9 protein-coding genes, 13 tRNA genes and 1 rRNA gene are annotated in these 14,324 nt (G+C 49.0%); all 23 read right to left on the bottom strand.

Features of this window, described 5'->3' with window-relative positions; all coding sequences use genetic code 11:
* Position 1 precedes the first annotated feature (1 nt).
* The 23 genes from BLT15_RS08925 to BLT15_RS09035 all read right to left on the bottom strand — a co-directional run bounded on the left by BLT15_RS08925 (position 2) and on the right by BLT15_RS09035 (position 14,271).
* Positions 2–1,027 carry a FecCD family ABC transporter permease gene (locus BLT15_RS08925; protein ID WP_089760856.1) on the bottom strand — a complete coding sequence of 342 codons (1,026 nt, stop codon included), beginning with the start codon at positions 1,025–1,027 and terminating at the stop codon, positions 2–4.
* A 411-nt stretch (positions 1,028–1,438) separates the two neighbouring features.
* Complete coding sequence (locus BLT15_RS08930) at positions 1,439–2,605, bottom strand: GGDEF domain-containing protein (protein ID WP_089760858.1); 1,167 nt, start codon at positions 2,603–2,605, stop codon at positions 1,439–1,441.
* Between the two features lie 253 nt (positions 2,606–2,858).
* Positions 2,859–2,934, bottom strand: a tRNA-Gly gene (locus tag BLT15_RS08935).
* Between the two features lie 11 nt (positions 2,935–2,945).
* Positions 2,946–3,032: transfer RNA gene (locus BLT15_RS08940), tRNA-Tyr, on the bottom strand.
* A gap of 13 nt (positions 3,033–3,045) precedes the next feature.
* Positions 3,046–3,121, bottom strand: a tRNA-Ala gene (locus BLT15_RS08945).
* A 9-nt stretch (positions 3,122–3,130) separates the two neighbouring features.
* A tRNA-Thr gene (locus tag BLT15_RS08950) sits at positions 3,131–3,207 on the bottom strand.
* 9 nt (positions 3,208–3,216) lie between these two features.
* Positions 3,217–3,293, bottom strand: a tRNA-Asp gene (locus BLT15_RS08955).
* An 8-nt stretch (positions 3,294–3,301) separates the two neighbouring features.
* A tRNA-Val gene (locus BLT15_RS08960) sits at positions 3,302–3,377 on the bottom strand.
* Between the two features lie 4 nt (positions 3,378–3,381).
* Positions 3,382–3,457 (bottom strand) — tRNA-Glu (locus BLT15_RS08965).
* A gap of 37 nt (positions 3,458–3,494) precedes the next feature.
* Positions 3,495–3,590 (bottom strand) — tRNA-Ser (locus tag BLT15_RS08970).
* Between the two features lies 1 nt (position 3,591).
* Positions 3,592–3,667 (bottom strand) — tRNA-Met (locus tag BLT15_RS08975).
* A 10-nt stretch (positions 3,668–3,677) separates the two neighbouring features.
* Positions 3,678–3,754, bottom strand: a tRNA-Gly gene (locus BLT15_RS08980).
* A 22-nt stretch (positions 3,755–3,776) separates the two neighbouring features.
* Positions 3,777–3,853, bottom strand: a tRNA-Met gene (locus BLT15_RS08985).
* Positions 3,854–3,861: 8 nt separating this feature from the next.
* Positions 3,862–3,938 (bottom strand) — tRNA-Lys (locus BLT15_RS08990).
* A gap of 16 nt (positions 3,939–3,954) precedes the next feature.
* Positions 3,955–4,029, bottom strand: a tRNA-Gln gene (locus tag BLT15_RS08995).
* A gap of 21 nt (positions 4,030–4,050) precedes the next feature.
* Positions 4,051–4,167 (bottom strand): 5S ribosomal RNA (rrf, locus tag BLT15_RS09000).
* 377 nt (positions 4,168–4,544) lie between these two features.
* A complete protein-coding gene (locus BLT15_RS09005) occupies positions 4,545–5,684 on the bottom strand; it encodes a D-alanyl-D-alanine carboxypeptidase family protein (RefSeq protein WP_159429884.1) in 1,140 nt (379 codons plus the stop codon).
* Between the two features lie 38 nt (positions 5,685–5,722).
* Entirely contained in the window at positions 5,723–6,568 is an 846-nt protein-coding gene (gene mazG, locus BLT15_RS09010) for a nucleoside triphosphate pyrophosphohydrolase (RefSeq protein WP_089760862.1), read from the bottom strand.
* On the bottom strand, positions 6,513–8,192 hold the full coding sequence (locus tag BLT15_RS09015; protein ID WP_089760865.1) for a putative polysaccharide biosynthesis protein: 1,680 nt from the start codon (positions 8,190–8,192) through the stop codon (positions 6,513–6,515). Before BLT15_RS09015 ends, mazG begins: the two co-directional genes overlap by 56 nt.
* The gene (gene mfd / locus BLT15_RS09020) at positions 8,185–11,772 is read right to left on the bottom strand and encodes a transcription-repair coupling factor (RefSeq protein ID WP_234985573.1); all 3,588 of its coding nucleotides are present in this window, start codon (positions 11,770–11,772) and stop codon (positions 8,185–8,187) included. The genes BLT15_RS09015 and mfd overlap by 8 nt, the downstream gene beginning before the upstream one ends.
* Positions 11,769–12,326, bottom strand: coding sequence for an aminoacyl-tRNA hydrolase (gene pth, locus BLT15_RS09025; protein ID WP_089760867.1), 558 nt, complete (start codon positions 12,324–12,326; stop codon positions 11,769–11,771). Before pth ends, mfd begins: the two co-directional genes overlap by 4 nt.
* 115 nt (positions 12,327–12,441) lie before the next feature.
* Positions 12,442–13,146, bottom strand: a complete 705-nt coding sequence (locus BLT15_RS09030; RefSeq protein WP_089760869.1) for a 50S ribosomal protein L25 — start codon at positions 13,144–13,146, stop codon at positions 12,442–12,444.
* A gap of 174 nt (positions 13,147–13,320) precedes the next feature.
* Entirely contained in the window at positions 13,321–14,271 is a 951-nt protein-coding gene (locus BLT15_RS09035; RefSeq protein ID WP_089760872.1) for a ribose-phosphate diphosphokinase, read from the bottom strand.
* Between the last annotated feature and the right edge of the window lie 53 nt (positions 14,272–14,324).

Genomic DNA, 14,324 nt, shown 5'->3' on the forward strand with positions numbered 1-14,324 from the left:
ATCACCATCTTCCCTGACGGCGCCGCCGCAGCAGATATATAAAATAGGGGCCGCCGGCCAGCGCCGTGATTATTCCCACCGGTATCTCCATCGGCGGCATCAGACTGCGAGCCAGCATATCAGAAATCACCAGAAAAAGCCCTCCTCCAGCAGCAGCCAGCAGCAGCAGACGGCGATGATCTGGCCCCGTCAGCATCCGGGATATATGAGGAATGACCAGACCTATAAAGCCGATGCCGCCGCTGACCGAAACCACCGCAGCTGTTACCAGCGTAGCTCCAGCTATCAATATTTTTTTGACCCGCTCGACGTCTACACCCATATGATGGGCATTCTCCTCGCCGAGCAGTATCAGATTCAAATCATTGATATAAAGTACAAGCGGCACCAATCCCAGCAGATAATACGGAAATATCATACTGATATCCGACCAGCTGCTGCCGGCCAGGCTGCCCATCAACCAGAAAACCACCTGCTGTATATCCTGAGTTCCCATCACCATAACCAGCGAGCGGAGGGCATCTAGTATGAAAGCTACTGCAACTCCGGCCAGCAGAAAAGTCATCACCGGCACCCGACCATTTTCAACCGCAAGACCATAAACAACACCTACTGTGAGCAGAGCTCCCAGAAAAGCAAAAAAAGGTATGGTGCTGAAATAAAGAAAGGTAAAACTCAAATTAAAGACGATGGCAAAGGTAACTGCCGTTCCAGCCCCGGCAGAAATACCCACTATATAAGGATCGACCATGGGATTGCGGATTACCCCCTGAAAAATCACCCCGGCAGTGCCCAAACCCGCTCCGACGAGAAAACTGAGAATAATGCGGGGCAGCCTGATATTTCTCACTATAACGATATATCTCTCAGAAACATTTTCAGGCGATATCAGAGCTTTAATAACCTTTCTGAAAGGTATACTGGTGCTGCCAACAGCCAGCGCCAGCAAAAATACAGCCAGCCCCACTACGAAAGCAGCTGCCATGATCAGCAAAAATCTGCTTTTATAAGTCATCTCTTCAAGCATAAATCATATATCTCCTTTAACCGGTGCTATAAGCAGAAATAATCGACACTGGTTTCATTAATTCCTGCTGTTCCTGTACATAATTCAATACGAAAAAAACATTACCTGCTTTGACATCCTCCCCGCCGATTCACTTCGTTCATCGACAAGGATTCCTGGAAGGAACCTGCGAGGCGGCCAAATGATTAGAGGTCAGTCCATTTCTGGCAGCCCACTATGACTCTGGCTTTAGGCTGTGCCATAAGCCCTCCTGAGATACGGATATACCGACTCAGGCACTTAGACTATTACCATCCAGGCAGATTGTGAAAAACGGCTTAAAAACTACAGGCAACAAAAATACCGAAGCCCTAAAATCTTCAGCTTCGGAAAAGATGTATTACATTATTCAAATCTGAAAAGATTAAAGCATTAAACACGATCCTTTTCTGCCAGGGGGGGCTCATTTGAAATCCCGGCCTCCAGCTCCTGCAGGGGTTTTGCTCGTTTTGTCTCCCTGACCATCTGTTTCTTATATTTCTTTTTAGACCTGTACATGGCTTTATCAGCCCGCATCAAAAGATCCTCGTAAGTATCCTCCTGCTGCAGGCCGGCCAGACCCAGACTGACCGAAAGGCAGCAGCCCTCAACTTCTTTAATTTTAATATTTTCGACCCCGGTTCTGATCCTTTTCGCAACCTGCCGGGATTGATCTGCATCGGCATTAAAAAGGGCCAGGGCAAATTCATCGCCTCCCAGTCTGGCGCTGGCGTCTTCCGCGCGGACGACTTCTCTCAACACCCTTCCCACCTGCCGAAGCAGTATGACGCCGACCTGATGGCCGCAGGAATCATTTATCTGCTTGAAATCATCCAGGTCTAAATAAATTAAGTGTAATTCCTGCTCATGTCGGCGAGCAGCCGAAATATATTTATTCAAAGTATCGATAAAAGCTCTTCTATTGGCCAGCCCTGTCAGTTCATCAGTCTGGGCCAGCTTCTCCATTTTTATGTACATCTTTTTTAGCTTCTGATTTTCTTCTCTGAATTTCAAAATAAAAAAGGCTATAATAGCATAAATAGGCACAGCCAGAGCCTGAATCGACAGTCTGTGACCGATATTGGCCATCAGCGGCTGTCCGTAATGATAATTTAGAGCCAGGGGAGTTAAAAGTCCTGAAGTAATCACGTAGGTGAGGGCTATTGTCAAAAATACAGATTTAAAAGTGAATCGTTTAAAAACACGGTTGTATAAATAACCGGCAAGTAATCCTCTCAGGACTACCGCGAAAGCAAAAAAGAATAGAAATTGTTCGAGTCCATACCAGATAGCCACGGATGTAAAATCTATAAAAAAAGCTATCAGCACTCCCGGTAAAGGTCCCATGATCATCCCGGCCATCATAGTAACCAGAGGAGTAAGCCCCAGCCTGAGTGATTCTTCTCCTCCCGGCAGCATAAAACTCACAACATTGCCGGGATTGGCCAGAAATACTCCCAGAAAGATCAAAAACAAAATAGGACTGACCATCTCAGCAGCACGCAAAATTTGTCCGAGCTTTTTGCTCCCCCACCCACGACAGGTGCTTAAAAAATTCAATTTCTGCACTCCCCGCTCCCGGGCTGCCCGTATCAGCAGCGAAATAGCAATATTCTTAATATAATTAAGCTTTTACATATTTGATTATACCTCATAAAGAAAGTGATAACAACCAAAAATGGGCGGAAAAGCTGCTTTAATCCCGTTAAACTAAAAAAATCCCCGGCACCCGCCGGTTTACTGGCAGAGATATTCCAGGATTTGTTACAAAAAGACAGCTCTGATATTTAAAAATTATTCCTGAAATAAAAAATGGAGCGGGAAACGGGATTTGAACCCGCGACCTCCAGTATGGCAAACTGGCGCTCTACCAGCTGAGCTACTCCCGCAGGATAAAAAGTGGTGGAGGGGGAAGGATTTGAACCTTCGAAGGCAGCGCCGACGGATTTACAGTCCGTTGCGTTTGACCAGACTTCGCTACCCCTCCCAAATAAAAATAATGGTGGAGATGACGGGATTCGAACCCGTGACCTCTACACTGCCAGTGTAGCGCTCTCCCAGCTGAGCTACATCCCCACTGTAAGATGGAGCCGATGACCGGATTCGAACCGGTGACCTCTTCCTTACCATGGAAGCGCTCATACCAACTGAGCTACATCGGCATAGTAAAGTGGCGGGGACGACGGGATTTGAACCCGCGATCTCCGGCGTGACAGGCCGGCGCGTTGAGCCACTTCGCTACGTCCCCGCGATAAATGGTGGGCGAAGCAGGACTTGAACCTGCGACTCCCTGCTTGTAAGGCAGGTGCTCTCCCAACTGAGCTATTCGCCCAAAATGGCACCCTCAAGGGGATTCGAACCCCTGCCGCCAGGATGAAAACCTGGTATCCTAGACCGCTAGACGATGAGGGCGCATTTATAAAGATATAAAATTTAAGCCTTATTTTCATGGCGGAGAGGGAGGGATTCGAACCCTCGCCAGGGCAAGGTGTGCCCTGCTACAGGTTTAGCAAACCCGCCCCTTAAGCCACTTGGGTACCTCTCCATGGTGGGTCCAAGAGGATTCGAACCTCTGACACCGTGGGTATGAACCACGTGCTCTAGCCGCTGAGCTATGGACCCACAAAAGAAATGGAGCGGGAAACGGGATTCGAACCCGCGGCCCTCAGCTTGGAAGGCTGATGCTCTAGCCAGCTGAGCTATTCCCGCCTGTAGAAAAAATGAGTAAAAATGGTTGCGGGGGTCGGATTCGAACCGACGACCTTCAGGTTATGAGCCTGATGAGCTACCAGACTGCTCCACCCCGCGTCGAAAAATGGTGAGCCATGGAGGATTTGAACCTCCGACAACCTGATTAAAAGTCAGGTGCTCTGCCAGGCTGAGCTAATGGCCCACTTAATTCTTGTTAATGGCTGGGGCGGCAGGATTCGAACCTGCGCGTCCTGGGACCAAAACCCAGTGCCTTACCGCTTGGCTACACCCCAAAAATCTATAAAGGAAATAAGTTCCGGCAGCGACCTACTCTCCCACAGAGTCTCCCCTGCAGTACCATAGGCGCTGGAGGACTTAACTTCTGTGTTCGGAATGGGAACAGGTGTTGCCCCTCCGCTATTGCCACCGGAAATTTATATGCTGTATCTTATTGTCTGCTTCTTATCCTGTCTCACTTCGGCAATAAACATTATAGCAGACAGTTCATAAATTGTAAAGACTTTATTCAATCTTTTTTTATTCTTTTTCAGCGAGATCTCAGCCGGCCGATTTTGCCTCTCCCGCCTCATCTCACCTCATATAGTGTAACAAATATGAGAGGTTCTGTAAAGAGAAAAATGAAATTTTCTCATTTCCGGGCGAAAACTTCTGACCGCCGCTGCTTAGAACCAGTCCTGCGTTCTTTCTCTCATCAATCCGATATTAATTATAGCAGAAGTACAAACCATTGTAAAGGGCTGCATGCTCTAAAAAACAAAGAATTAATTGTTTAAAAATTTACCTTATTCTAGAGAAATAGGTTCCGAAACCAGCGCAGTATTCTCATCAAAATCCCGGCTTTCTCGATGCGGTTTTCAGCCTCCAGTTCAGCTTCATAGACTGGCTCTCCTTCTACCAGACTGTAAATTGTACCGATGCTCTCCCCGGCTTCCACAGGAAACTCCACATTTTTATCAAGCTCGAGTTCGTAATCGATCTCAGTTGTGTCTCCTTTCTCGACCAGAGCATACAGATTGGAGCCCGGCGTTCCTTTTACATTTTCTGGAGCCGAATTCTTTAATGAAAGATCCTTCAACACCTCTTCTGCAGCCAGAACCTTTTCCAGACGGTAATTTTCAAAACCATAATCGAGCAGAGCAGCAGTTGACTCGGAGCGATTGCTTTCATTTTCAGCCCCCAGAACCACCGATATCAGGCGCATATTATCCCGGCTGGCCGTTGCCACCAGATTAAACCCGGCATCCCGGGTATAACCGGTTTTTAGACCGTCAAGACCCGAATAAGAATTTATCATCCTGTTGGTATTTACGATCATTGCCTCGCGGTCTGCCAGCTCCAGGGTTTTTGTCCAGATCTGACTCCAATCCATAACTTTTGGATATTTGACCAGCTCACGAGCCAGCCTGGCCATATCTTCAGCAGTGGTATACTGATTTTCATGAGGCAGTCCGTTGACAGTTTTAAAATGGGTATTATCCAGTCCCAGCTCTTCGGCCCGCTCGTTCATTTTCTCTATAAAAACAGAGCAATCTCCGGCTTTTGCTTCAGCCAGAACCACGCTGGCGTCATTGGCCGAAGCTACCATGATGGCTTTTAATAATTCTTCAACCGAGAGAATATCACCTTCTTCGATGAAAATTTGCGATCCACCCATACTGGAGGCATAACTGCTGGCGGTCACACGGTCCTTAAGTTTTATTTCCCCGGCTTCCAGGGCTTCAATGCCCAGCAAAACCGTCATCATCTTTGTCAGGCTGGCAGGAGGGTGCTCTTTACCGGCGTTTTTTTCATAGAGCACGCTGCCGGTCTCCGGTTCGAGCAGCAAAGCCGCCGGCGCCGTGACATCAGGTTCAGAAGCTCCGGCTGTAAAAGCATACATAAAAAGCAGGATTATAATCAACCCTGCTGCCAGAAGATTTTTTGACAAAATTCCAGCCCATCGCTTTACGCCCCGAAAAAAGAACATTAACTATCACCTTTTCTGGATTTTGCCTCTTCCCACCAGGCGTCCAGCTGTGCCAGAGATATATCCTCGATGTTATTCCTGTGTTCTTCGGCTCTCTTTTCGATATATTCAAAGCGATCTTTAAAACGGTCCAGACAGGAAAGAAGAGCGGTCTCAGGATCGATCGAGAGAAAACGCGACAGGTTTACCAGAGCGAATAAACTATCGCCCAGCTCTTCTTCCAGCCGGCTTTTTTCCTCTTCTTTTTCTACCGCTTCCCTCAGTTCGGCTACTTCTTCCTCCACTTTATCCAGAACGCTGTCGATCGAATTCCAGTCAAATCCAACCCGGGCAGCCAAACCCTGAATCTCCCGGGCCTGCCGCAGAGCCGGCCTGCTGCGAGAATAATCCTCCAGCAGCGAATCGGATCCAGTTTCAGATTCTGTCTCTTCTCCATCTTCATTCTCGGCAGCCTTGACACGGGCCCAGGTTTTTTCGACCTGGTCCGGCGTGCTGGCCTCCTCCTCATCGAAAACATGAGGATGTCGGCGAATAAGTTTTTCGTTCAAACCGGCTACTATGTCGGAGAAATCGAATTCCTCTCGCTCCCTGGCTATTTGAGCCTGGAATACGACCTGCAGGAGCAGATCTCCCAGCTCCTCTGCCAGCAAATCCATATTATCCCTGTTAATTGCCTCAACTACCTCATAGGCTTCTTCTATGACGTATTGGCGCAGAGACTCAAGATCCTGTTTTTTATCCCAGGGACACCCACTGCGGCCGCGCAGCTCGGCCATCAAATCCAGCAATCTATTTATCTTCTGACCGTTTTCCCTCTTCGAGCTTTTCTCCTTTTTTGTATCCATCGATTACACCTCTTTTTCCCAGAAATATAGCAATATTCTCCCCCACTCTGGGGAGCAAAATCAGATCATCATATCTCAGCGCTCCGCTCAAAAGCATTAAGAATGAATAGATGACGGCCCCAGCCGCCACCGAGGCCAGCAGAATGACCAGTTCGGCCAGCGGCAGTCTGCCGACAAAAGTTTCGGCCATAAACCCGTGCAGAAGCAAAACCGCTGCTCCCATGAGCAGAGAGGAAAGAGCGGGATAGACGACTGCAGTTCTTAATGACTGCAAGTTTTTGACCCGCCGCAGAACTGAGATGATGTTAAGGGCGGCAGCAGTAAAAAATCCTAAAACGGTGGCTGCTGCGGCTCCGTGAATATTGAATAAAGGAAGACCGGTGAGCAGATAATTTAAAACGGCATTGCCAGCCGCTCCCAGAGCCAGATTGCGAGCAGGTAGATCTGTGCGGCCAATCCCCTGCAGAACCGCCGAAGTCGTCTGCTGTAGGGTTATGAAAATAACCCCCCAGGCCAGAAGACGCAGAATACTGGCGGCCTCGGGCTCGGAAAAAATTACACCGGATAGCGGCCCGGCCAAAACAGTCAGACCCACCGCGGAAGGCAGGCCCAAAAAGAGTGTGAATCTCAACGCTGTATGGGTTCGATGAGCGATCAACTCGCGATCCTCAAGAGCATCGGCTTCCGAAATAGCTGGAACCAGGCTGGCGGCCAGCGAGACAGTTATGATGGCCGGAAAATTGACCAGCGGCATGGCTACGTTGGTAAAAAGCCCGTAAAGCGTTGTGGCTTCCTCCATAGCGAAGCCGGCAGTCTGCAGTCTTTGAGGTACAAAAACCCAGTCCACAAAATTCATAAGCGGCCTGACCAGGGCTCCAAAAGTTATGGGCAGGCCCAGCCGGGCGAACTCACTCAAAATGCTGCCGGTCTGATAATCTTCCACGACCTCTTCTGATTCGACGAAGAACTCGAAAATATCACCGCGCCGCCTAAAGTAAATATAAAATAAAAGCAAAAGACCGGCTGCCGCTCCCGTGACCGCTCCGAAGGAAGCGCCGGCGGCGGCAAATTCCAGTCCCAGAGGCAGCAGATAATAGGCCAGCCCGATCATCGTTATAGTCCTGATCAGCTGCTCAACTATCTGGGAAGCAGCGGTAGGACGCATATCCTGCAGCCCCTGAAAAAAACCGCGGTAGGTGGCCATTATAGAAACCAGAAAGATCGCCGGAGCTATGGCCAAAATCGCATAATAAGCCCGGGGATCAAGTCTCAAAATCCTGATCAGAGGACCGGCCAGAACCAGCATACCCAGAGTAAAAACTGCTCCGATAATTACACTCATAACCCGGGCTATGGTGAAAACCCGATAGGCATCTTTGTTCTCATCTCGGGCCATTCTGTCGGCAATCATTTTGGCCATCGTCACCGGAATGCCCGAACGGGAAACTACCAGCATAATCGTATAAAGAGGATAAGCCATCTGATATATACCCATACCCTCGGCTCCGATCATCCTGGTCAAAATAACTCTATACCCCAGACCCATAAATCTGGATATAATTCCGGCCGCGCTCAAAATAGCCGCACCTTTGATGAAAGAACCGGCGGCTTTATCATCAGCCACCGCCATCACCCGCTTTTCCGCTCCGGAAGCAACGACTATCTTTCTGGAGCTCCAGAAAATTATTTAAAATTTCAATAAGCCTGGAAATACTTTCTTTGCTGCCGCCGCTTTTTTTGACGGACAGCCGGGGGCTGCGGCCGGAGCTTATCCTGAGTTTGCGCGGATGCTTTTTGGCCAGCGCCGTCACAGCTTTGCCGTCAACCCCATCTTTGTCCCGGAAATAACAGACAAACTCCTGATCCTTTTCCTCTATGAGATCGATATTGAGCCTGGTCGCCCTCATTTTTATCCGGCTGATATCCAGAAGATTTTCCACCTGATCAGGCAGATTGCCGAAGCGATCTTCCAGTTCGGACCTGATTTCGGCCACTTTCCTTTCTGAACGGGCGCGCATGAGCCTTTTATACACATCTATCTTCTGGGGTGAGCTGCCGATATAATCATCGGGCATATATGAATCCAGCTCTAAATTCACCTCGACATCTATCTCCTCATCCTCATCCTCACCTTTGATCTCGCCCACAGCCCGATCGAGCAGCTTGCAGTAAAGCGAATAGCCGATGCTGGCAATATGGCCTGACTGCTCCGGGCCCAGCAGATTTCCTGCGCCGCGAATCTCCATATCTCGCATGGCAATTTTAAAACCAGAACCGAGATCTGTAAATTCGCGGATAGCTCTGAGGCGCTTTTCGGCCTCCTCAGAGAGAATTTCATCCTCATCATAAAGCAGATAGGAATATGCTATGCGGTCAGTTCTGCCCACACGTCCCCGGAGCTGGTAAAGCTGCGCCAGACCCATCTTATCAGCGCGATTTATGACGATCGAGTTAACGTTGGCGATATCTAAGCCATTTTCGATGATCGTTGTACAGACAAGTACATCGTATTCGTGATTATAGAAATCCATCATCAGCTTTTCCAGATGATTTTCAGCCATCTGCCCGTGAGCCACTGCCACCCGGGCCTCGGGCACGAGCTCCCTGATCATTCCGGCCTGCCTGTCAATGTCCTCCACCCGATTGTGTACATAATACACCTGACCCTCCCGGGCCAGCTCCCGGCGGATGGCATCGCGTATCAGATCCTCATCTCGCTCTTTAACGTAGGTGCGTATGGGATAGCGATTTTCGGGCGGAGTTTCGATGACGCTCATATCCCTGACCCCGGTAAGCGCCATGTGCAGCGTCCTGGGGATGGGGGTAGCCGTCATAGTCAGCACATCTATATTCTTCTTGATATCCTTCAGTTTCTCCTTGTGCGAAACGCCAAATCTCTGTTCTTCATCTATGACCAGAAGGCCCAGATCGTTGAATTCGACATCATCCGAAAGCAGCCTATGAGTACCGATGATTATATCGATTCTCCCCTGAGCCAGTTTTTCCTTGATAATCCTCTGTTCGGAGGAGGTCCTAAAACGGGAGAGCATGGCCACGTTGATGGGGAATTTGTCTATCCGTTCCTTGAAGGTATTGAAATGCTGCTGGGCCAGAATGGTGGTAGGGACCAATACAGCCGTCTGCTTGCTATCAACGGCCGCTTTAAAAGCAGCCCGAATGGCCACTTCAGTCTTACCATAGCCCACATCTCCGCAGAGCAGTCTATCCATGGGATGCGGGCTTTCCATGTCTTTTTTGACATCTTCTATAGCCTGAAGCTGATCTTCTGTCTCCTCGAAGGGAAAAGCTTCCTCAAATTCCTGCTGCCATTCGGTATCCCTGCTGAAAGCATAACCCTCTAAGGCTTCCCGGGCGGCATAAAGTTCCACCAGGTCGACGGCCAGTTCTTTGACCGACGATTTAACCCGCTCTTTAACCTTCTGCCAGCGGTTGCCGCCCAGCCGATATAAGTTAGGTTCAGCTCCTTCGCCACCTATATATTTCTGAACTAAATGTATCTGTTCGGTAGGCACGTATAATTTGTCCTCGTCGGCATACTCAATGAGCAGATAATCCTTCTGCTGCCCCTGAATGGAAAGGGGTTTAAGGCCCAGATAACGGCCGATTCCGTGGTTTTCATGCACGACATAATCTCCCGGCGAGAGTTCAGAGAAAGTAGAAACCTGTTCTGTATCTTCCAGATCCTTAATCTTCTTCTTTTCACGGCGCTTTTCTCCCATGATCTCGCGCTCACAGAAATAGGCCAGACCTAAATCCTCCAGCTGAAAGCCCTCAGCCAGGTTGACTTGCAGTATCAGCACCTCGCCGGCGGGAGAGCTCATGTCAGGATCCTCAGCTGTTTTCACCTCGAGATAACTTTGCAGATGCTCTTTCAGCTGCCGGCACTTATCCAGGCTGCTCATGCCTAAAAGCACCCTAAAATTCTGCCCGGTAAGCTCCTCTATGCGCTCGGCCAGCATATCAAAACGACCGTGATAGGGTTCCACTCCTCTGCCTTTAAAATCGATTTCGGGCAGCCGGCTGTCGCCTTCCATTCCGTCGTAACATTCTATATATTGACGGCTGTACAATTCCCTGTTCATCTGCTCCTGATCCAGAAAATTATCGATATAATATGGTAAAACTTCGCCTTCTGCAAGCAGATCTGTGAATTCCTCGTTGATCTTCTCCCACTCGGTGCCGAAAGTTTGCTTCAGACGCGAAGGTCCTTCCAGCACGTACAGGGTGCCGCTGCCCAGATAATCAAAAACCGTATCCAGACGGTCAAAGAAAAAAGGAAGATACTGGCGCAGAACTATGCTGTCCAGATTTTCACGCCCCTGACTTATCAGCCTATCCCGTCGGGACTTTATTTTTTCAGCAGCTTCCGGCCGGCTATCTTTCAGCTCCTCACGCCTGTTTTCCAGCCTGCTGACCACATCTTCTACACGTTCGGCAAATTCTTCCGGCAGAATCAGCTCCGAAGCCGGATGCAGAAAAAGTTCTCTGTGCTGCTCTCTGGAGCGTTGATCATCGATCGAAAAACTGCGGATCGATTCCAGCTCTTCGCCAAAAAATTCCAGCCGGCGGGGGAGATCATGACCGGGAGGAAAGATATCGAGAATACCTCCCCGAACACTGAATTCGCCGCGCGAACCGACCATATCCAGCCTTCGGTAACCCATATTGACAAGCTCGGAGGTCAGCTCACCCATATCATAACTTTCGCCCACCTCCATACGGCGTTCAAGCTCGCGCCAGCGTCCCAGCGGAGGCAGCACCTTGTTCAAAGAGGCTATAGAAGCAGCACAGACAAGGCCGCCTTCCTCCTGCTGAAAGCGGTGATAGATTTTCAGCCGCTGTTCCTGTTTTCTCTCGTCGACGGGAATTTCCTCATGAGGCCTGACATCCTGCTCGGGGAATAAAAAAACTTTTTCTTCAGGCAGCAGCCTGGAAAGATCCTCATAAAGCTCGCCCGCCCGATAATCATCCCGGCAGACGATCATGAGATTGCGGGCGACATTTCCGCTCAAATGGGATATTATGTAGGCCAGTCTTGAGCTCCAGAGCCCGGTTATTTTGAGGTTTTCTCCTGATCTAACCCCGCTGATAAGCTTTTCTATTTTTTCCGGTATTTCTTCTTTGAACCTAATCTCCATCTCCTCCTTAACCTGCCGCTTTAAGCCGGCTGTTTCCTCTCTCAATTAAACCTGTTCATAGCAGCATCGAGATCTTCTTCCAGCCACAGTTCCACAGCCTCGACAGCTCTGGCCAGAGCAGGTTCAATGACTTCCAGTTTCTCCTCAGAAGAAAACTTATCGAGCACATAATCCGAAGCTCTAACCCCCGGGGGTGGTCGGCCGATTCCCAGCCTGAGACGATTGAATTCCGGAGTGTCCAGAGCTTTTATGATCGATTTTATACCGTTATGGCCGCCGCTGCTGCCCCCGTATTTTAGCCTGATCCTGCCCATCTCAAGATCGAGATCATCGTGGATTACCAGCAGATCCCGGGGTTTTGCCGAATATTCATCGACGAGCCAGCTGACCGCCCTGCCGCTTCTATTCATCAGGGTTAAAGGCTGAGCAATTGCAGCGGGATAGCCCTTGATTCTATCCTCGGCCACCATAGCTTCATCCCTCTTTCTGGCCTTAAAATTGTGTTTTTCGGCCAGTTTCCTGACAGCCTGGAAGCCTATATTATGGCGGGTGTTTTCATATTTCGGAACCGGATTGCCCAGGCCGACTATCAAATTCATTATTCATCACCAGACCTTCAGTTTTCTTTTTTTAATCAAACAGCAAAAGGCGCAACCCCACCATCAGATGAGGTTACGCTGTTTTTTTCAGCTATTGCTGCTGTAAAACCTGCAATTACATATAATCGCGCTGTTCCATATCTTCTTCATCCTCAGCCTCTTCTTCAGCAAGTTCTTCTTCTACTTCCTCTTCCTCTTCGCCGATAACTTCCGGTTCGAGAGTCTCAACATCGACAAGTGTCTCTTCCTCTTCGGTAATCTCTTCGCTGGGCGGCACGACGGTGGCCAGCACATCGTCAGGATCATGCAGAATCTCGATCTCCTCGCCAGCATCCAGCTCACTGACCTGAATCGAGTCACCGACATCCAGCTCGGTTATATCGACTTCTATGGACTCGGGTATATCTGCGGGATAGCATTCAATTTCGACTTCGCGCATCAGCTCCTGCAGAACACCACCCTCTTTGACACCGACAGAGGTTCCCACTACTTCGGTGGGGACAGTGATAGTAATTTTCTCATCCATCGATATGGCCAAAAAATCGACGTGCAGAAGTTCATTCTTGATGACATGCTCCTGATAATCTTTGAGCATGGCAGTCTCCGTCTCCATCTCTTCATCGTTTTCTAGAATGGTCAATTCCACGATAGCGTTCTCACCGATTATCTCCCTGATCTCCAGGGGATCAACCGTAAGCGGCTGAGATTCCCGATGAGGACCATAAATAACTCCTGGCACCATGCCCTCCCGTCTCAGTTTGCGGGCTGTGCCTTTACCTGTATTTTCCCTTTTGTTGGCAGTCATCTCAACTTTTTGCATGCTTCTCACTCCTTACCCACATTTTTGGACAATATTTATTTTTGACTGAAAGCAACCTTTTCAGGCGCCCCAGAACTGCCGTCAAAAACTCACAAATTTCATTATAACATTGTAAACGAATCGGAACAAGCCCTAACACGAACTTTTCTTCAATAAACGATCGACCAAGTTTTATCACTTGAAAAGAACGCTGACAGAAACATCCTTGAAGATCCTGTCGATAGCTTCTCCCAGAAGAGGCGCCACCGACAGAATTTCCAGATTATCCAGCACTTCAGCATGTTCTTCCTGCGGTATAGTGTTGGTGGTTATTATTTCTTCCACAGGAGAATCTTTCAAACGGTCAACAGCCGGCCCCGAAAATAGAGCATGAGTACAGCTGGCGTAGATATTCTTAGCTCCCATCTCGTCCAGCACCTCGGCCGCATTTGTGATAGTACCCGCTGTATCTATGATATCGTCATAGAGGACGACATTGCGATCCTCCACAGGTCCGATAACATTCATAACCCGGGAAACGTTGGGCTGGGGACGTCTTTTATCTATGATGGCCATCGGTATATTGAGTTTTTCAGCAAAGGTCCGGACTTTTTTTACCGAACCCACGTCGGGAGCTACAGCGGTCATGTCATCGAGATTTTTATTCTGAAAATGATCAACCACAATATTGGTGGAAAAAAGATGATCGACAGGTATATCAAAAAAGCCCTGGATCTGAGGAGCATGCATGTCGATGGAGAGCACCCTTCTCACACCCGCGGTATAGAGCAAATTGGCCACAAGCTTGGCGGTAATCGGCTCTCTACCCCTGGCTTTCCTGTCCTGACGGGCATAGCCATAATAAGGTATGACAGCGGTGATTCGGCGGGCTGAGGCCCTGCGCAGAGCGTCTATCATCACCAGAAGTTCCATAATATTCTCGTTTACCGGCGGACTTGTAGGCTGAATAACGAAGACATCGGCCCCTCGAACCGTCTCCTCTATCTTCACCGAAATTTCTCCGTCTTCAAACCTTCCTATCTCGCAACTGACCAGTTCGGTGCCCAGATACTGACAGATATCCCGGGCCAGCTTCTTGTGACAGTTACCGGTAAATATTTTCAGCTCTTCGCCATAAGCAGACATTTTTTAAATCTTCCTCCCTGTCCTTTAGCGGTAATATTGAACGCTTTAAAGTA

This window comes from Halarsenatibacter silvermanii (assembly GCF_900103135.1).
Taxonomy (GTDB): domain Bacteria; phylum Bacillota; class Halanaerobiia; order Halanaerobiales; family Halarsenatibacteraceae; genus Halarsenatibacter; species Halarsenatibacter silvermanii.

Excerpts from the sequence above, each read along its gene's own strand:
- BLT15_RS08925 (WP_089760856.1), bottom strand. The coding sequence starts at position 1,027 with ATGCTTGAAGAGATGACTTATAAAAGCAGATTTTTGCTGATCATGGCA.
- mazG (WP_089760862.1), bottom strand. The coding sequence starts at position 6,568 with ATGGATACAAAAAAGGAGAAAAGCTCGAAGAGGGAAAACGGTCAGAAG.
- pth (WP_089760867.1), bottom strand. The coding sequence starts at position 12,326 with ATGAATTTGATAGTCGGCCTGGGCAATCCGGTTCCGAAATATGAAAAC.
- BLT15_RS09030 (WP_089760869.1), bottom strand. The coding sequence starts at position 13,146 with ATGCAAAAAGTTGAGATGACTGCCAACAAAAGGGAAAATACAGGTAAA.
- BLT15_RS09035 (WP_089760872.1), bottom strand. The coding sequence starts at position 14,271 with ATGTCTGCTTATGGCGAAGAGCTGAAAATATTTACCGGTAACTGTCAC.